Source organism: Curtobacterium sp. PvP017 (assembly GCF_054060195.1).
This window is the reverse complement of sequence record NZ_JBSSCY010000004.1, coordinates 280242-297623: the sequence shown is the minus strand read 5'-3', so window position 1 is coordinate 297623 and position 17382 is coordinate 280242. Positions and strand designations below refer to the sequence as shown.

The following is a 17382-nucleotide window of genomic DNA, read 5'->3' as shown; positions in this document are numbered from 1 at the left end:
CGCAGTGACCGACACCATCAACGCACCCATCGCACTGATCACGGGCGCTTCGCGCGGCATCGGCCGCCTGCTCGCGCAGAAGCTCGGCCAGCGCGGCGTCACCGTCGTGGTGACGTACAAGGGCAACGCCGACCTGGCCGAGGAGTCGCTGGCCGACGTCAAGGCCGCCGGCGGCGACGGCATCACCGCGCAGGTCGACATCGAGCAGCCGGAGTCGATCGACGCCCTGTTCGACCTGGTGCGCGACACCTACGGCCGCCTCGACCACTTCGTCGCGAACGCTGCCGCCAGCGCGTTCAAGCCGGTCAAGGAGCTCAAGCTGCACCACCTGGACCGCAGCTACGCCACAAACGCCCGCTCGTTCGTGCTCGGGGCGCAACGCGCTGCCGAGCTGATGGACCGGGGTGGCCGCATCGTCGTCGTGACCTCGTACGGATCACTCCGGGCGTTCCCGACCTACGCCGCACTCGGTGCCGCCAAGGCCATGAGCGAGTCGTACATGAAGTACATGGCGGTCGAGTTCGGGCCGCGTCAGATCACCGTCAACGCGGTGAACGGCGGCCTCATCGACACCGACTCGCTCGAGTACTTCTACACGAAGGTCCCCGGGCAGGCGCCGATCGACTCCGTGTTCGAGAAGCTCCCGCTGCAGCGCCCCGGCACCGCCGACGACATGGCGGACGCCGTCGACTTCCTGCTGTCGGACAAGGCCGGGTACATCACCGGGCAGGTGCTGTCGGTCGACGGCGGGCTGACCGTGATCGCGCCGCCGTTCTGGGCGGACACGACGTCGCCGCTCCGCGACGCGGTGCTGCCGGCCGACGCCGCGGGCGCGGACACCGCAGAATAGGCGCATGAGCAGCGTCGCTTCCGCCCCCGTCGTGCCGGACTCCCTCCGGACCGTCGCGTCACCCTGGACCCTCGGCCCCCTGCACCTGGCCAACCGGGTGGTGATGGGGTCGATGCACACCGGCCTCGAGGTGCACGACGACGGCGGGGCCGGCATGGCGGCGTTCTACCGCGAACGGGCGGCCGGTGGCGCGGCGTGCATCATCACGGGCGGCATCGCGGTGAACGACGAGGCCCGGGGCGGCCCCGACTTCGCCGTGTTCGGCGTCGGGGGAGCGGACGAGCGGTTCCGTACGGCGGTCGACGCCGTGCACGAGGAGGGCTCCACGATCCTCGCCCAGCTCTTCCACGCCGGTCGCTACGCGCTCGCCGCGGGGATGGTCGACCGGCACGGGGAGCCCCAGCGGGTGGTGGCACCGACGGCCCTGCCGTGGGCGGCCGCCCGCGGCGTGGTGCCGACGGCACTGACCGCTGCCGAGGTCGAGCGCACCATCGAGGACTTCGCCGCCGCGGCCCGGTCCGCACGCGACATCGGGTTCGACGGTGTCGAGATCATGGCGTCCGAGGGCTACCTGATCAACCAGTTCCAGTCGCCGCTGACGAACCTGCGCGACGACGAGTGGGGCGGTGACGCCGTCCGTCGCCGGCGCTTCACGATCGAGGTGGTCCGCGCGGTGCGCACCGCGGTGCCCGGACTCGCCGTGACGATCCGGCTCTCCGGCGCCGACCTGATGCCCGGGTCCTCGACCGATGACGACGTCGACGCCCTCGTGCACGACCTGCTGCCGCTCGGGCTCGACGGCATCTCGGTGGGGATCGGCTGGCACGAGTCCCGCACCCCGACCGTGCAGGCCGCGGTACCGCACGGTGCCTGGCTCGACTACGCCGCGCGCATCGCCGGGGTCGTGCGCGCGTCGTCGTACCCAGACGTCCGCGTGATCGCCTCGAACCGGATGACCGACCTGCGCGACGGCGAGACCGTCCTCGCCGACGGGACAATCGACGCCGTCGCCCTGGCCCGACCGTTCCTCGCCGACCCGGCCCTCGTGAACCGCTCGCTCGCGGGCCGGTTCGCCCTGGTGAACACGTGCATCGGCTGCAACCAGGCGTGCCTCGACCGCTCGATCATCGGCGCGCCGGTCTCCTGCCTGGTCAACCCGCGCGCCGCCCGCGAGGTCGCGTTCCCCGCGCGTCCGACCACCGACCCGAAGCGCGTCGACGTCGTCGGCGGAGGACCGGCCGGCCTCGCCGCCGCCGTCGACGCCGCCCGACGCGGCCACCACGTCACCGTGTGGGAGGCCGCCGACCGGCTCGGCGGCCAGTTCGGCCTCGCCGCCCTCGTCCCCGGCAAGGAGGACTACGCCGCGACGGTCCGGGCCGCCCGCGCCGAGCTCGACGAGCGCGGTGCCACCGTGCACCTCGGGCGTCCGGCGACGGCCGCCGACCTCGCCGGCAGCGACGCCGTCGTCCTCGCAGCCGGGGTGGTCCCGCGGGACGTCGACGTCCCCGGCAGCGACCTGCCGCACGTCCTGTCGTACGAGCGGGCACTCCGCGAGGGCGTGCCGGCCGGCACCGTCGCGATCATCGGCGGCGGTGGCATCGGCGTCGACACCGCGGCGTTCCTGACCGAGTCGCCCGACGAGGCCGTCCGGGCCACCGAGTTCGCGGCCCGTTGGGACCTCGACGTCTCCGGTGCACTCGTCGGCGACGTGCCCCAGCGACTGCCCGCTGCGGCACGCACTATCCGGCCGGGCTCCGACGTCACCGTGCTCCGCCGCTCGGGCAAGTTCGGCCAGGGCGTCGGGATCACCTCGCGCTGGGTCGCCATCGGTCGCCTCCGTGACGCCGGGGTGCACATGGTGGGCGGCGTGCAGGAGTACCTGCGCATCGAGCCCGGCGCCCTCTGGATCCGCGACGAGCACGGCGAGGAGCGCGCGATCCCGGCGGACAGCGTCGTGGTCTGCGCCGGGCAGGAACGCGCGATCGACACCGATGGCGACGTGCCCGGCGGACTCGTGACGGGCCTCCAGGCCGCCGGTGTGCCGTTCGCCGTCGTCGGCGGCGCTCGCGACGCACGGAGCGTGGACGCGGTCCGCGCAACGTCCGAGGCCCTCGAAGCGGTCCGGCGACTCGCGCCGTAGCGCGTCGGCTCGCATCGCGGCCGGGAATCTGTAAGAATGAACGGTCGAATCGCCGCAGCTCGACCCTCTATCCAGCTGTGAGCGATCTCTCTCGAGCTTTCACCGTGTGTGCCCCCACGCCCGCGGTTCCGGTTCAACCACAACGTAAGCAAACAGGAGCAATTGTGGCTGTCAAGATCCGTCTGAAGCGTCTCGGTAAGATCCGTGCGCCCTACTACCGCATCGTCGTCGCCGACTCGCGCACCAAGCGCGATGGTCGTGTCCTCGAGGAGATCGGTCAGTACCACCCGACCGAGGAGCCCTCGGTCATCAAGATCGAGTCCGAGCGTGCGCTCTACTGGCTCGGCGTCGGCGCGCAGCCGACCGAGCAGGTCGCGGCCCTCCTCAAGCTGACCGGCGACTGGGCCAAGTTCAAGGGCGAGAAGGACACCGCGTCCAAGGTCAAGGTCGCCGAGCCGAAGCCGGCCTTCCAGGTCGACTCCTCGAAGAAGGCCGTCCTCAAGCCGAAGTCGGAGAAGACGGCTCCCGCCGCCAAGGCCGACGACGCCGAGACCGCCGACGAGACGACCGAGGCGTAGTCCTTGCTCGAATCCGCGCTGACGCACCTCGTCAAGGGGATCGTCGATCACCCTGACGACGTGCGCGTCGCCAGCTCCACCTCCCCGCGGGGCGAGGTCCTCGAGGTGCGCGTGCACCCCGAGGACCTCGGCCGCGTGATCGGACGTGCCGGGCGGACCGCCAAGGCACTCCGCACCCTCGTCTCGGCCCTGGCCGACGGCAAGCGGGTGCGGGTCGACGTGGTCGACACCGATTCCTAGGGAGACGACCCAGCTCCGGGTGGGTCGCATCACGAAGGCACACGGGCTCAAGGGCGGCATCAAGCTCGAGCTCTACACCGACGACCCGGATCGTCGGTTCACCCCCGGTGCCACGTTCACGCTCCAGGTCCCCGACGACTCACCGTGGTCGGGCAAGACCCTCGAGCTGGACGAACTCCGCTGGTACAACGGTCACCCCGTCGCGTTCTTCGCCGGGATCGACGACCGCACCGCGGCCGAGTCCCTGGCGCGCATCATCCTCTGGGTGGAGCAGGACGCCGACGCCGAGACCGGCGAGGACGACGCCTGGTACGACCACCAGCTCGTCGGGCTGAAGGTCCTGCGCGACGGCGTCGAGGTCGGCACCGTCGCCCGCGTGGACCACATGCCGGCGCAGGACCTGCTCGCGATCGACACCCCGTCCCGCGGCGAGGTCCTCGTGCCGTTCGTCGCGGCCATCGTGCCGGCGGTCGACATCGCGGCGGGCACCGTCACGGTCACACCGCCGCAGGGCCTGTTCGAGGACCCCGAGGACACCTCGCGGCCCGAGACGGTCACGGACTAGCTGCCGTGCGGATCGACATCGTCACGATCTTCCCGGAGTTCTTCTCCGTGCTGGACGTGTCCCTGCTCGGCAAGGCCCGGCAGCAGAACATCCTCGACCTGCACGTGCACGACCTGCGCTCGTGGACGACCGACCGGCACCGCACCGTCGACGACACCCCGTACGGCGGCGGCGCCGGCATGGTGATGAAGCCGGAGCCGTGGGCGCAGGCACTGGACGCGCTGCTCCGGCCGGACGGCTCGTCGACCCTGGTGGTCCCGACCCCCGCCGGCACGCCCTTCACGCAGTCGATCGCGCGCTCGCTCGCGTCGACGTCCGACCACCTCGTGTTCGCCTGCGGGCGCTACGAGGGCATCGACGCCCGCGTCTTCGAGTGGGCGGCGTCACGCTGCTCGGTCGTCGAGCTCTCGCTCGGCGACTACGTTCTCAACGGCGGCGAGGTCGCGGCGATGGCCATGATCGAGGCCGTCGGCCGACTCGTCCCCGGCGTCGTCGGCAACCCCGAGTCCCTGGTCGAGGAGTCCCACGAGGACGGTCTGCTCGAGTACCCCTCGTACACGAAGCCCGCCTCGTGGCGCGGCTTCGACGTCCCCGACGTGCTGCTCAGCGGGCACCACGCGCGGGTCGGTGCCTGGCGGCACGAGCAGCAGGTGGAGCGGACGCGTCGCGTCCGGCCCGACCTGCTGCCCGACGCGTAGCGCCTTCCTGCCCCGGGCCGGTCGCCGGGCTTGCCGGTCGCCGGTTGCCGGTTGTCGCTTTCGCGAAAGCGACAGTCTGCCGTGGAACGTCCGCGGGCAACTGTCGCCGTCGCGCACATGACGGCGGGCGCAGCCGAGATCTGTCGCTTTGGGGTACTGGTCGCGACCCGTGACGGACTGGAGGCGCGGGGCGGGCCTGCACCGTCCTCCCTCGCAGGCTCGGTCGGCGCGGCCCGCGTGACGCTGGCGCGTCACCGCTGAGCGGGCCGCGCCAGCCCGTCAGGCGGTCGGGTCGGCGCGCTGGGCGCGACGCAGGGTCAGGACCTCGGGTCCGGCCTCGGTGACCGCCACCGTGTGCTCGACGTGCGCTGCACGTGAGCCGTCGACGCTCCGGAGGGTCCAGCCGTCGTCGTCCTGGTACAGCTCGTCGGTGCCCTGCATGAGCCACGGCTCGATGGCGACCACCAGGCCGGGCCTGAGCTTCAGGCCGCGGCCCGGACGTCCGTCGTTCGGCACGTGCGGGTCGCCGTGCATGGTCCGACCGACGCCGTGTCCGCCGAACTGCAGGTTGACGCCGTAGCCGGCCTGCTTCGCCACGTGTCCGATCGCGTGCGACACGTCGCCGAGCTTGTTGCCCGGCGCCGCCTGCGCGACACCGGCGGCCAGTGCGCGCTCGACGGTGGCGATGAGTGCCTGGTCCTCGTCGCGGGGCGTCCCGACCTGCACGGACACGGCGGAGTCCGCCACCCAGCCGTCAACGCTCGCCGCGAAGTCGAGGCTGACGAGGTCACCGTCCTGCAGCACGTGGTCGAAGGGCAGACCGTGCAGCGCGGCGTCGTTCACCGAGGTGCAGAGGTTCTTGCCGAACGGCGACCTGCCGAACGAGGGGTGGTAGTCGACGTAGCAGCTCTCGGCGCCCCGGTCGGCGATCATCCGCGCGGCGACGCGGTCGAGCTCGAGCAGGTTCACGCCGACGTCGACGGTGTCGAGCAGCTCGTCGAGGACGTCGGCCACGAACCGACCGGCGACCCGCAGGCCGTCGAGTTCGGTGGGGGTGCGCAGTTCGATCATGGGTCCATCCTCGCTGTTTTGCCCCCGGCGTTCCGTGTGGCAGTATGGATGGCTGTGCCCTGGCTGGACTCTGCCACGGGGGAGTCGCCGACACCGGGCACGCACCACCACTTCATCAGACATCGATCCGCGGCGACCCGTGTGCGTCCGCAGAGAGTAGAACAGCCATGAGCCAGCTCCTCGACAACGTCGACGCAGCATCGCTGCGGACCGACGTCCCGGACTTCCGCGCCGGAGACACCATCAAGGTGCACGTGAACATCGTCGAAGGCACGCGCTCGCGTATCCAGGTCTTCCAGGGTGTCGTCATCGGCCGTCAGGGCCACGGCGTCGGCGAGACCTTCAAGGTCCGCAAGGTGAGCTTCCAGGTCGGCGTCGAGCGCTGGTTCCCGGTGCACTCGCCGATCATCGACCACATCGAGATCGTCACCAAGGGTGACGTTCGTCGCGCGAAGCTCTACTACCTGCGCGAGCTCCGCGGCAAGGCGGCCCGCCGCAAGATCAAGGAGAAGCGCGACGCCTGATCGCCTTCACAGTGAGCGTCCGCGAGCCGGACGCCGCTGCTGGCCCCTCGCCGATGTACGGTTGTGCATCGACGGGGGGCTTTCCCTTTGCGCCCGCTGAACCCGGGCGGACGCGGTGTGAACGAGAGCGGAAATGACGGACACGACAGAGGAATCCGGGCGCAGGCCCCGGCCCGAGAAACAGCGCAACGGGATCCTCACATTCCTCCGCGACCTCGTCATCATCTTCATCGCGGCACTGCTGGTGTCGTTCCTGGTCAAGACGTTCCTGATCCGTTCGTTCTACATCCCGTCGGCGTCGATGGAGAACACGCTGCAGATCAACGACCGCGTGATCGTCAACGAACTCGTCCCGGGTGCCGTGGCGCTCAAGCGCGGCGACGTCGTCGTGTTCAAGGACCCGGGCGGATGGCTCGCCGGGTCCGAGGTGCCGAGCGTGACGCCCGACACGCAGCCCGCCAAGGCCATCGACTGGGTGCTGACGCAGATCGGTCTCGGGACCGGCGACAGCGACGACCACCTCATCAAACGCGTGATCGGCCTGCCGGGTGACAAGGTCTCCTGCTGCAACGACCTCGGGCAGATGTCCGTGAACGGCGTCCCCATCAAGGAGCCGTACCTCAAGCTGCCGGCCGGCGCTCCCGCATCGGCGACCGACTTCTCCGTCACCGTGCCGAAGGGCACCATCTGGGTGATGGGCGACAACCGCAACGACTCCAAGGACTCCCGCTACAACGGGGACACCCCGTCGAAGGGGTTCGTGCCGCTGTCCGACGTGACCGGCCGCGCCTTCGTGATCTCCTGGCCGACGAGCCGCTGGACGTGGCTCGACGACCACCCCGAGGTGTTCGCCGGGGTGGAGGAGCGCGACCAGTGACCGCCGTCCGCCCGTCCCTGCGTGTCGAGAAGCGCCTGCTCGGCGCCGGCCGTGTCACGGTCATCGGGATGGACGAGGTCGGACGCGGCGCGATCGCCGGCCCCGTGGGCGTGGGCGTCGCGGCCGTGACGATCGACGTCGGACGGGTCCCGCAGGGCCTGGCTGACTCGAAGCTCCTGTCGGCTGCCCGCCGGACGGACCTGGTCCCCGTCGTCACACGGTGGGCGCGCACCGCCGTCGGCATGGCGTCCGCCGAGTACGTCGACCGGCAGGGGATCGTCCCGGCGCTCGGTGCCGCGGGAGCGCAGGCGCTCGAGTCGCTGGTCGCCGGAGGCCTGTCGCTCGACGGCGCCGTGGTCGTGCTGGACGGGTCCTTCGACTGGCTCACCCGAGCCGTCCCGGCGTCCCTCCGGCCACCCACGGACCCGCTCGAGGTCGTCGTGCAGGTCAAGGCCGACCGCGACTGCGCATCGGTCGCCGCGGCGTCGATCGTGGCGAAGGTCGCACGGGACGCCCTGATGATCGCGGCCCACGACGAGGCGCCCCACTACGCCTGGGCGTCGAACAAGGGCTACGGCTCGACCGCGCACTACGACGCCATCCGCACGGTCGGGGCGCACGCCCTGCACCGGAAGTCGTGGTTGCACCAGGCCTCGAGCGTCTCGCTGGACGGCTTCGACGCGCTCGTCGGCTGACGGCTGCTCCCGCCCGCACCCGTGAGGTTCCGAAATCTCGGCATCTCGGCGCACCTCCCGCGCGGCCGTGGAACCTCGGTGGAACGCAGGCGGCGTGTTGTGGAACCTCGATGAGCTCAGGTGGGGGCAAGTGCCGAGGTCGCGCGCTGCTGCTGCTGTCGCCGTAGACTGTGGGCGCAATGGATGAGGACGAATTCGACGACTACGACCGCGAGGTCGAGCTGGCCCTGTACCGCGAGTACCGCGACGTCGTGTCGCAGTTCCGCTACGTGGTCGAGACGGAGCGACGTTTCTACCTGGCGAACGAGGTCGAACTCGTGCGCCGGGACACCGAGCACGATTTCTACTTCGAACTGACGATGAACGACGTCTGGGTGTGGGACGTCTACCGTTCCGACCGGTTCGTGAAGGGCGTGCGCGTCCTCACGTTCAAGGACGTGAATGTCGAAGAACTGACGTCGCGAGAACTCGAACTCCCGAAGGAACTCGCACTCGACGAGTGATCTTCATTTCCGGTGCATTCGGTGAATCGCCGGTGATCGGTGACGTGCGGCAATTCCACGCGGTATTCTGATCGGGATTTCCCGTCCAATGAACAGGAGCCGCGCATGGCACAGAAGGTCACCGTCCAGCTCGTCGACGACCTCGACGATTCCCCCATCACCACCGGTGAAGGACGCACGGTCGAATTCGGTTTCGACGGATCGTCGTACGAGATCGACCTGACGAACGACAACGTCGACAAGTTCCGTGAAGCGATCTCCGACTACATCGCAGCAGCGCGCAAGGTCTCCGGTCGTCGTACCGGTGGCACGGCTCCGAAGTCGGCCCCGAAGCGCGGGAACTCGGAAGAGCTCGGCAAGATCCGCGAATGGGCGAAGGAGAACGGCTACGAGGTCTCGACCCGTGGTCGTATCTCGACCCAGGTGCAGGAAGCGTACGCAGCCGCACACTGATCCGCTGCTGACGAAGGACCCGGGTGATCGCGATCACCCGGGTCCTTCGTCATTCCTCCCCAAAGCGGATCGTCCGCACCTGATTCCACAGATCCACCGTCTGCGCTGTCCGCCGCGGCCGGCCGCGCGATCGTTGTCGCGGAGGCAACGACATGGAACAGAAGGTGCAGGATCCGCCCGGACGAACACTCCGCAACGGTCGCTTGGGGCGGTTCGGTGAAGACCGGGCGGTGGCATGGTTGCAAAGCCGGGGATTCCGGGTCCTCGAACGGAACTGGCGGTGTGCCCGCGGCGAGATCGACATCGTCGCGTGGGATTCCTGCACGCTCGCGTTCATCGAGGTGAAGACACGATCCGGGACGGCGACGGGACATCCGTTCGAGGCGATCACGGTGACGAAGCGCGCCCGGATGCGGCGACTCGTCCCCGAGTGGTTCGACGCTCATCCCGAAGTGCATGCACGCGCCGTCCGCATCGACGTCGTCGCGGTGCACGTCGACGGGCCCCGGACCGCCGTGGAACACCTGGCGGGTGTGCTGTGACGGGCATCGGTCGTGCTGCGGCCGTCGCCCTGCTCGGGGTGACCGGCCGCCGGATCGAGGTCGAGGCCCACCTGACCAGCCAGCTGCCCGCGTTCAGCATCATCGGACTGCCCGACACCTCGCTCGGCGAGGCGCGCGAGCGGGTCCGAGCCGCTGCTGCGAACGCCGGGTGTCCACTGCCGGCACGCCGGATCACGGTGAACCTGACGCCCGCGGCGATCCCGAAGCGCGGTTCCGGGTTCGACCTGGCGATCGCCATGGCGGTGCTCGCCGGGGCCGGGCTCGCCCCCGACGTCAGCGAGCGCATCGTCTACATCGGTGAGCTCGGCCTGGACGGCCGGGTCCGACCGGTCGCCGGGGTCATCCCGATGCTGCTGGCCGCGCGAGACGCCGGAGCCGACCGGGTCGTGCTGCCGATCGGCAACTTGCCCGAAGCACGCGTGGTCGACGGCGTGCGCACCACCGGAGTCGACTCGCTCCGGGCGGCCGCGATCGACGCCGGAGCGCTGTTGCCGCCGGTCGAGGTCGACGCGGTGCTGCCGGTGCCGGTGCCGACGGTCGAACGCCCGGTGGCCGAGTTGTCGGACGTCGTCGGCAACCCGATCGGGGTGCGCGCCGTCATCGCCGCCGCGGCCGGCGGACACCACGCCCTCCTGCTCGGTCCGCCCGGTGCCGGCAAGACGATGCTCGCCGAGCGGCTCCCCGGACTCCTGCCCGACCTCGACGACGCGACCGCGCTGGAGGTCGCGGCCGTCCGGTCCGTCGCCGGACTCGGTTCGGCATCGTGGAGCACGAAGCCTCCGTGGGAAGCCCCGCACCACTCGGCGTCGGCGATCTCGCTGATCGGGGGAGGCTCCGGTGTGCTGCGACCGGGAGCGGTGTCGCGGGCGACCGGCGGCATCCTGTTCCTCGACGAAGCGCCGGAGTTCCCCCGGGCGGTGCTCGATGCGCTCCGGCAGCCGCTCGAGTCGGGGCGGATCACGATCCACCGCGCAGCGGGGGCCGCCGAGTTCCCGGCGCGGTGCCAGGTCGTGCTCGCCGCCAACCCCTGCCCGTGCGGGAACGCCGGTGGTCCGCACGGCCAGCCGTGCGAGTGTCCGCCGAGTGCGGTCCGGCGCTACCTCGGCCGCATGTCCGGACCGCTGCTCGACCGGATGGACATCCGGGTGCTCGTCCCCCGGGTGACGACGGGGAAGATGCGCGGTGCGGACGGGAACGCTCCGACGACGGCCGAGGCCCGCGCCGGGGTCGCTGCTGCCCGGGCACGGATGGCTGCACGCCTCCGAGGGACCGGATGGACGAAGAACGCCGAGGTCACCGGAGCGTGGCTGCGGGCGGACGATCGGATCGAACCGGGTTCGACCACCGAGCTCGACCGGGCGCTCGACCTCGGCACCCTGACCATGCGGGGCTGGGACCGGGTGATGCGGCTCGCCTGGACGCTCGCCGACCTCGATGCGGTCGACCGTCCGACCAGGACTCACGTCCGGGGCGCCCTCGCCCTGCGGAGCGCGCTGTGAACGGCGTGGGGTCCGGACACGGCGGCGAACTCCTCGTCGCGATCCGGCGGATTCTCGGAGCCGACGACACGTCGGATCCGGTGGAGACCGCAGCCCGGGTCGCGTGGTCCGTGATCGTGGAGCCGGGGGACTCCGTCGCGGGCGAGCTGATGGCTGCCTTCGGTCCGCAGCGTGCCCTGGGCTCGGTCCTGTCGGCGGCGGATGGTGCGTTCGACGAGCTGCTCGCCGACTGCGTCGAGGCCGGTGTGCCCGGGGCGGAGGACGCCGACGTCTTCGCCGGTGTCCTGCGCACGGCGATCGACCGATGGCGACCGCGGCTTGCCCGGTCCGACGTGGCCGACGTCGTCGCCGCGGCCGAGAGCGTCGGTGCCCGACTGCTCGTTCCCGGTGCTCCCGGATGGCCGACGGCGCTCGACGATCTCGGCCCGCACGCCCCGCTCGTGCTCTGGACGCGCAGCGCCACCACGAGCGTCGGCGACGGTGCACCCGCACTGGCCGTGGTCGGATCGCGGGCGAACACCGTCGCCGGGGCCGAGGCCGCCGCCGAGATCACCTCGACCGCGGCGGACGCCGGTTGCACGATCACCAGCGGTGGTGCGTACGGCATCGACGCCGTCGCACACCGCGTCGCGATCGCCGCCGGCGCGCCGACGGTTGCGGTCCTCGCCGGGGGCATCGACCAGCTCTACCCCGCTGGCAACGTCCAGCTGCTCCGCAACGTCGCTCGGCAGGGGGCGCTGCTGGCCGAGTCGGCGCCGGGGACACGGCCGACCCGGTGGCGCTTCCTGGCACGGAACCGGTTGATCGCCGCCCTCGCGGACGCCACGGTCGTCGTGGAGGCCGGCGCGCGATCCGGCGCGCTCAACACCGCGCACCACGCCGGCCAACTCGGCCGCCCGGTGTTCGCCGTGCCGGGGGCGTTCGCGTCCTCGGCGTCGGTCGGGTGCCACCGGCTCGTGGCGCAGGGCCGGGCACAACTCGTCGTGCACCCCGGGGACCCGATCACCGCGCTGCGCCCGGCGACCGCGTCCGGTGCATCCGCGGTGCCGGACCAGCCCCTCGTGTCGGTCCAGCGTGATCCGGAGGTCGTCCGCGTCCTCGACGCGCTCGGCCGTCGTGCCCTGCCAGAGGTCGAGATCGCTCGTCGGTCCGGGCTGTCCGGAGCCGAGGTGGCGGATGCACTCGCGCTCGCGCAGCTGCAGGGGCTCGTGGCGCACAGCAGCGGCGGGTGGGGCCGCGCATGACGTCGGCCAGCCGTACGCTGACGACGTGGTGGACCGAGCGGAGCAGACGGACGGGCGACTCGTGGCAGCGGTCGACACGTTCCTCGGGAACGCTCGACACGCCAGGGGCCTCAGCGAACAGACGCTGCGCGCGTACGCGAACGACCTCGAGCAGTTCATCGAGTTCGCCGCGCGGCGTGGTGTCGTCGGCATCGACGGGGTCGACCTCGAACTCCTCCGTGACTGGTTGTGGGAAGCCGACCAGCGGGGGCTTGCCCGGTCGACGATCGCCCGCCGGTCGTCGTCGGTGCGGGCGTTCACCCGGTGGGCGAGCGAGACCGGAGTGACCGCGACGGACGCCGGTGTGCGGCTCCGTGCGCCGAAGGGTGGTTCGCACCTGCCGCGGGTGGTGTCGGCCGACCAGGTCCGCGGGATGCTCGACAGCCTCGCGGTCCGTGCGGCGACCGACGATCCGGGGGCGCTGCGGGACCTCGCGCTCGTGGAGTTGCTGTACGCCGCGGCGATCCGGGTGAGCGAACTCGTCGGCATCGACGTCGCGGACGTCGATCGCGGGCGGCTCACGGTCCGGGTGCTCGGGAAGGGCGGGAAGGAGCGGGTCGTCCCGTTCGGCGTCCCGGCTCGCGACGCGCTCGAGGCGTGGACGTCGCGAGGGCGTCCGACCCTCGCGGAGCGGGCCGATGTTCCGAGCACCGCTCTGTTCCTCGGCGACCAGGGCGGTCGGCTCGGGGTGCGCAGCGCGTACCGCGTGGTCGCTCGACTGCTCGACGACCTGCCCGGTGAGGGGCCGAGCGGACCACACACCTTCCGGCACACTGCGGCGACGCACCTGCTCGACGGGGGAGCGGACCTGCGTGCGGTGCAGGAACTGCTCGGGCACGCGAGCCTCGGGACGACGCAGATCTACACGCACGTGTCCTCGGCGCGGCTGCGCGAGGTCTACCGGACGGCCCACCCGCGCGCCTGACACGCGACCGGTGCGCTTGCAGGAACGCGACCGGCGGAACTGGCAGGACCGGTTCGACCGGTGCCACCGGTGCCACCGGCGCGACCGGCGCTGCCGGTGCCACCGGCGCGACCGGCGCCACTTGCGCGACCGCCACGCCTGCAGGAACGGGGCCGGCGCAAGCGGCGTGCCCGCCCGATCGGGTCACCACGCGCCCGTCGTACCCGCCCCGTCCGAGTCACATCGATCAGCGCTTCGCGCCGACGCTCACCCGGGCCAGGCAGACTCCGGCAGCAGGACGGGCCACTCCGCCGGCGGCAGGTACGGCACCGGGTCCACGTAGCGGCCGTCCACCCTCGCGCCGAGGTGCAGGCACGGGGCAGTGGCCGGGCAGTGCCCGACGGACACCCGCCCGACCGGATCGCCCTGTCGGACGTCGTCCCCTGCGGCGACGAGCGGCTGCACCGAGTCGAGGGTGCTGACGAGCCCACCGCCGTGGTCGATGGTCACGACGCTGCGGCCGCCGACAGGTCCGGCGAACGCCACCGTGCCGTCGTCGACCGCATCCGCCAGCGTGCCGATCGGCGCAGGGACGTCGATCCCGCGGTGACCGGCGGCGTAGTCGTCGGACGGGGGCTCCCACCCGCGCTCGACCACCCGTGTGCCGGTCGGCCAGACCCACGGTTCGGCAGCGCGAGTCGCCGCCGTACGGTCCCGCTGGTCGAGCAGGCCATCCGGCACCGGCGTCGGTGTGGCCGACGAAGCGGTGAGCACCCCGACCAGGCCGAGCAGCCCGAGCAGGCCGAGCAGACCGAGCAGGCCGAGCAGACCGAGCGCCCCGAGCATCCTGAACGCCTTCGCCACGACGCCCGCGACCGCGGGGAGCCGAGCACCGGAGCCGGGGAACACGAGCATGCCGCCACTCTGTCCGGCCCAGGCCGGCCACGCGAGCGAGGTGGGCCGGCCCGTGGATGGTGGGGCGGGCCTCCCGGCCTGTGGAGGGACAGCACGACCGCAACGAACGACGTCCTCGATGTCGCACGACGTCGAGGGTGTCGTTCCGAGTCGAGCCGACACCACGACACCGCACCCGCACCCCGCACCCCGCACCCGGTTATGACCACATCCCCCACGAGGAGTACAGTCGGGGCCGCTCCGGACCACGCAACGCCGCACGGACGGCGAACGAGCCGACCGCCGGGGCACCGTGCCCACAAGCAGCACGGCCGGCAGAACCCAGGAGCATCGTGTCCAACACAGCCACCGGGCACGGCGAGGACCGTGCGTTCAAGGGGAAGGTCACCGCGTTCGCCATCGCAGCAGCGGTGGGCGGTTTCCTCTTCGGTTTCGACTCGTCGGTCATCAACGGCGCCGTCGAGGCCATCAAGGGCGAGTTCGGCCTGTCCGAGGCGGCGAGCGGCTTCGCGGTCGCGTCCGCCCTCATCGGCTGTGCGTTCGGCGCCTACTTCGCCGGTCGCCTCGCGGACCGCTGGGGCCGCACCCGGGTGATGTTCTGGGCCGCTGTCCTGTTCCTGGTGAGCTCGATCGGCTCCGGCTTCGCGTTCGCCACGTGGGACTTCGTCCTGTGGCGCCTCGTCGGCGGCCTCGGCATCGGGACCGCATCGGTCATCGCGCCGGCGTACATCTCCGAGGTCTCCCCGAAGGCCATCCGCGGGCGGCTGGCCTCGTTCCAGCAGCTCGCCATCACGCTCGGTATCTTCGCCGCGCTGCTGTCCGACCAGTTCTTCGCCGTGACCGCCGGTGGCGCCTCCGAGGTCGTCCTCGGGTTGCCGGCCTGGCGCTGGATGTTCCTGGTCGGCGTGATCCCGTCGGTCGTCTACGGCATCCTGGCGATCACGCTGCCGGAGTCGCCGCGGTACCTGCTCGCCAAGGGCCGGACCGAGGACGCACGGGAGGTCATGACCAAGATCGTCCCGCGCGAGACCGTCAACACGAGCCTGGAGGAGATCCAGGACGGCATCAAGAAGGAAGCCAACGAGAAGAAGGGCTCCATCCGGGGCAACCGCTTCGGCCTGCAGCCCATCGTCTGGGTCGGCATCATCCTGGCCGTGCTGCAGCAGTTCGTCGGCATCAACGTGATCTTCTACTACTCGACGACGCTCTGGCAGGCCGTCGGGTTCAAGGAGAGCGACTCGTTCCTCATCTCGACGATCACCTCGGTGGTGAACGTCGCCGTGACCTTCATCGCGATCTTCCTGGTCGACAAGGTCGGGCGGAAGCCCCTCCTGGTGACCGGTTCCGCGGGCATGTTCATCTCGCTGGCGATGGTCGCGATCGCGTTCTCGCAGTCGACGATCGTGGACGGCAACCCGAGCCTGCCCGGCTCGTGGGGTGTCATCGCCCTCATCTTCGCGAACCTGTTCGTCGTGTCGTTCGGTGCGACGTGGGGTCCGCTCATGTGGGTGCTGCTCGGCGAGATGTTCCCGAACCGCATCCGCGCCACGGCGCTCGGTATCGGTTCGGCCGCCAACTGGGTCGCGAACTTCATCGTCACCATCACGTTCCCGGTGCTGTCCGGCTTCAACCTGACGGTCACGTACGGCATCTACGCGCTGTTCGCGCTGATCTCGTTCTTCTTCGTCATCGCGAAGATCCCCGAGACCAAGGGCCGCTCGCTCGAGGAGATGGGCATCTCGGCCGAGGGCGATACGGTGAACGCGAAGTCCTGACGGACCCAGAACACCGGACAGGAGGCCCGGATCACGTCAGCCGGTCGGCGCGCGTGATCCGGGCCTCCTGTCTGCTAGCATTTCTCCAGCAGTGCGCTGATGCGCGCTGACTTCGCGTGTCCACAGGGTCGTCAACGGTTCGCCGTCTTCGACCGGCACCCGACCATCGGTCCCGCTCTCACGAGCGGGCGGTCGCGTGTCAGGACGCCAGGGATCACGACCTCCGGTCGTGCTCGACACAACCGCAACAGGGGCACAGCGCAGCTGTGCCCCGAGAACACAGAAGGAGGACGGCACATGGCCGTCGTCACCATCCGCCAGCTGCTCGACAGCGGCGTCCACTTCGGACACCAGACCCGTCGGTGGAACCCGAAGGTGAAGCGCTTCATCCTCGCCGAGCGCTCGGGCATCCACATCATCGACCTGCAGCAGTCGCTGGCCTTCATCGACCGCGCGTACGACTTCGTCAAGGAGACGGTCGCGCACGGTGGCACGATCCTCTTCGTGGGCACCAAGAAGCAGGCGCAGGGCTCCATCGCCGAGCAGGCGACCCGCGTCGGCCAGCCGTACGTCAACCAGCGTTGGCTCGGCGGTCTGCTCACGAACTTCCAGACGGTCTCCAAGCGCCTCGCGCGCATGAAGGAGCTCGAGGAGATCGACTTCGACGACACGACGAAGGGCTTCACCAAGAAGGAGCTCCTCATCAAGAAGCGCGAGCTGGACAAGCTCCACAAGACCCTCGGTGGTATCCGCAACCTCACGCGGACCCCGAGCGCGCTCTGGATCGTCGACACCAAGAAGGAGCACCTCGCCGTCGACGAGGCGCAGAAGCTCGGGATCCCGATCATCGGCATCCTCGACACCAACTGCGACCCCGACGAGATCACGTACCCGATCCCGGGCAACGACGACGCGATCCGCTCCGTCGGTCTCCTCACCCGCATCGTCGCCGACGCTGCGGCCGAGGGCCTGAAGACCCGCCACAACGGTGGCGACGACGAAGAGGCCGCAGAGCCCCTCGCGGAGTGGGAGCAGGAGCTCCTCGGTGGCGACGCCGCGACGCCGTCCGCCGACGCCGCTCCCGAGGGTGCGACCGTCGAGGAGAACAACGCCGACGCGCAGGTCGCCGCGAAGGAGATCGGCGAGCCGATCGCCGACGACGCGAAGAACGCGGAGCCGACGGCCGAGGCCGAGGCAGCCGCGGAGACCACCCCCGCCGAGTGACCTGTCGCAGGCGCCGGGCCCGATC

19 protein-coding genes are annotated in these 17382 nt (G+C 70.9%); 17 read left to right on the top strand and 2 right to left on the bottom strand.

Annotated elements, in window-relative coordinates:
• Nucleotides 1-4 precede the first annotated feature (4 nt).
• From ACVKXF_RS10735 to trmD, 6 genes are all read left to right on the top strand, one after another.
• Nucleotides 5-850, top strand: coding sequence for an SDR family oxidoreductase (locus ACVKXF_RS10735; protein ID WP_456795683.1), 846 nt, complete (start codon nt 5-7; stop codon nt 848-850).
• A 4-nt stretch (nt 851-854) separates the two neighbouring features.
• Nucleotides 855-2990 (top strand): oxidoreductase, encoded by a 2136-nt coding sequence (locus ACVKXF_RS10730; protein ID WP_456795682.1) that lies wholly within the window; start codon nt 855-857, stop codon nt 2988-2990.
• 164 nt (nt 2991-3154) lie between these two features.
• Complete coding sequence (gene rpsP / locus ACVKXF_RS10725; protein ID WP_123312287.1) at nt 3155-3568, top strand: 30S ribosomal protein S16; 414 nt, start codon at nt 3155-3157, stop codon at nt 3566-3568.
• A 3-nt stretch (nt 3569-3571) separates the two neighbouring features.
• Nucleotides 3572-3808 (top strand): RNA-binding protein, encoded by a 237-nt coding sequence (locus ACVKXF_RS10720; protein WP_111086067.1) that lies wholly within the window; start codon nt 3572-3574, stop codon nt 3806-3808.
• 19 nt (nt 3809-3827) lie between these two features.
• A complete protein-coding gene (gene rimM, locus ACVKXF_RS10715) occupies nt 3828-4373 on the top strand; it encodes a ribosome maturation factor RimM (RefSeq protein ID WP_311316880.1) in 546 nt (181 codons plus the stop codon).
• 5 nt (nt 4374-4378) lie between these two features.
• On the top strand, nt 4379-5071 hold the full coding sequence (trmD, locus tag ACVKXF_RS10710) for a tRNA (guanosine(37)-N1)-methyltransferase TrmD (RefSeq protein WP_123312288.1): 693 nt from the start codon (nt 4379-4381) through the stop codon (nt 5069-5071).
• Between the two features lie 279 nt (nt 5072-5350).
• Here trmD and map read toward each other — a convergent pair whose 3' ends face one another.
• The gene (gene map / locus ACVKXF_RS10705) at nt 5351-6142 is read right to left on the bottom strand and encodes a type I methionyl aminopeptidase (protein ID WP_123312289.1); all 792 of its coding nucleotides are present in this window, start codon (nt 6140-6142) and stop codon (nt 5351-5353) included.
• Nucleotides 6143-6309: 167 nt separating this feature from the next.
• Between map and rplS the strand changes: the two genes are divergently transcribed.
• From rplS to ACVKXF_RS10660, 9 genes are all read left to right on the top strand, one after another.
• Entirely contained in the window at nt 6310-6666 is a 357-nt protein-coding gene (rplS, locus tag ACVKXF_RS10700) for a 50S ribosomal protein L19 (RefSeq protein ID WP_123312290.1), read from the top strand.
• A gap of 133 nt (nt 6667-6799) precedes the next feature.
• Nucleotides 6800-7543, top strand: a complete 744-nt coding sequence (gene lepB / locus ACVKXF_RS10695; protein WP_123312291.1) for a signal peptidase I — start codon at nt 6800-6802, stop codon at nt 7541-7543.
• Complete coding sequence (locus tag ACVKXF_RS10690; RefSeq protein ID WP_123312292.1) at nt 7540-8238, top strand: ribonuclease HII; 699 nt, start codon at nt 7540-7542, stop codon at nt 8236-8238. The genes lepB and ACVKXF_RS10690 overlap by 4 nt, the downstream gene beginning before the upstream one ends.
• Before the next feature lie 179 nt (nt 8239-8417).
• A complete protein-coding gene (locus ACVKXF_RS10685; RefSeq protein ID WP_111086072.1) occupies nt 8418-8741 on the top strand; it encodes a DUF2469 family protein in 324 nt (107 codons plus the stop codon).
• 105 nt (nt 8742-8846) lie between these two features.
• Nucleotides 8847-9194 (top strand): histone-like nucleoid-structuring protein Lsr2, encoded by a 348-nt coding sequence (locus tag ACVKXF_RS10680; protein ID WP_123312293.1) that lies wholly within the window; start codon nt 8847-8849, stop codon nt 9192-9194.
• A 152-nt stretch (nt 9195-9346) separates the two neighbouring features.
• Entirely contained in the window at nt 9347-9736 is a 390-nt protein-coding gene (locus ACVKXF_RS10675; protein ID WP_456795681.1) for a YraN family protein, read from the top strand.
• On the top strand, nt 9733-11256 hold the full coding sequence (locus tag ACVKXF_RS10670) for a YifB family Mg chelatase-like AAA ATPase (RefSeq protein WP_396288758.1): 1524 nt from the start codon (nt 9733-9735) through the stop codon (nt 11254-11256). Before ACVKXF_RS10675 ends, ACVKXF_RS10670 begins: the two co-directional genes overlap by 4 nt.
• Nucleotides 11253-12500 (top strand): DNA-processing protein DprA, encoded by a 1248-nt coding sequence (gene dprA / locus ACVKXF_RS10665; RefSeq protein WP_456795680.1) that lies wholly within the window; start codon nt 11253-11255, stop codon nt 12498-12500. The genes ACVKXF_RS10670 and dprA overlap by 4 nt, the downstream gene beginning before the upstream one ends.
• Nucleotides 12501-12525: 25 nt before the next feature.
• Nucleotides 12526-13464 (top strand): tyrosine recombinase XerC, encoded by a 939-nt coding sequence (locus tag ACVKXF_RS10660; protein ID WP_456795679.1) that lies wholly within the window; start codon nt 12526-12528, stop codon nt 13462-13464.
• A 246-nt stretch (nt 13465-13710) separates the two neighbouring features.
• On the opposite strand, the gene ACVKXF_RS10655 is transcribed toward ACVKXF_RS10660, so the two are convergent.
• Nucleotides 13711-14358: a M23 family metallopeptidase gene (locus ACVKXF_RS10655; protein WP_456795678.1), complete on the bottom strand. Its 648-nt coding sequence runs from the start codon at nt 14356-14358 to the stop codon at nt 13711-13713.
• A gap of 332 nt (nt 14359-14690) precedes the next feature.
• Between ACVKXF_RS10655 and ACVKXF_RS10650 the strand changes: the two genes are divergently transcribed.
• Together ACVKXF_RS10650 and rpsB are read left to right on the top strand one after the other, a co-directional pair.
• Nucleotides 14691-16133: a sugar porter family MFS transporter gene (locus ACVKXF_RS10650; RefSeq protein ID WP_260233003.1), complete on the top strand. Its 1443-nt coding sequence runs from the start codon at nt 14691-14693 to the stop codon at nt 16131-16133.
• Between the two features lie 297 nt (nt 16134-16430).
• The gene (rpsB, locus tag ACVKXF_RS10645) at nt 16431-17357 is read left to right on the top strand and encodes a 30S ribosomal protein S2 (protein ID WP_111086086.1); all 927 of its coding nucleotides are present in this window, start codon (nt 16431-16433) and stop codon (nt 17355-17357) included.
• Nucleotides 17358-17382 lie beyond the last annotated feature (25 nt).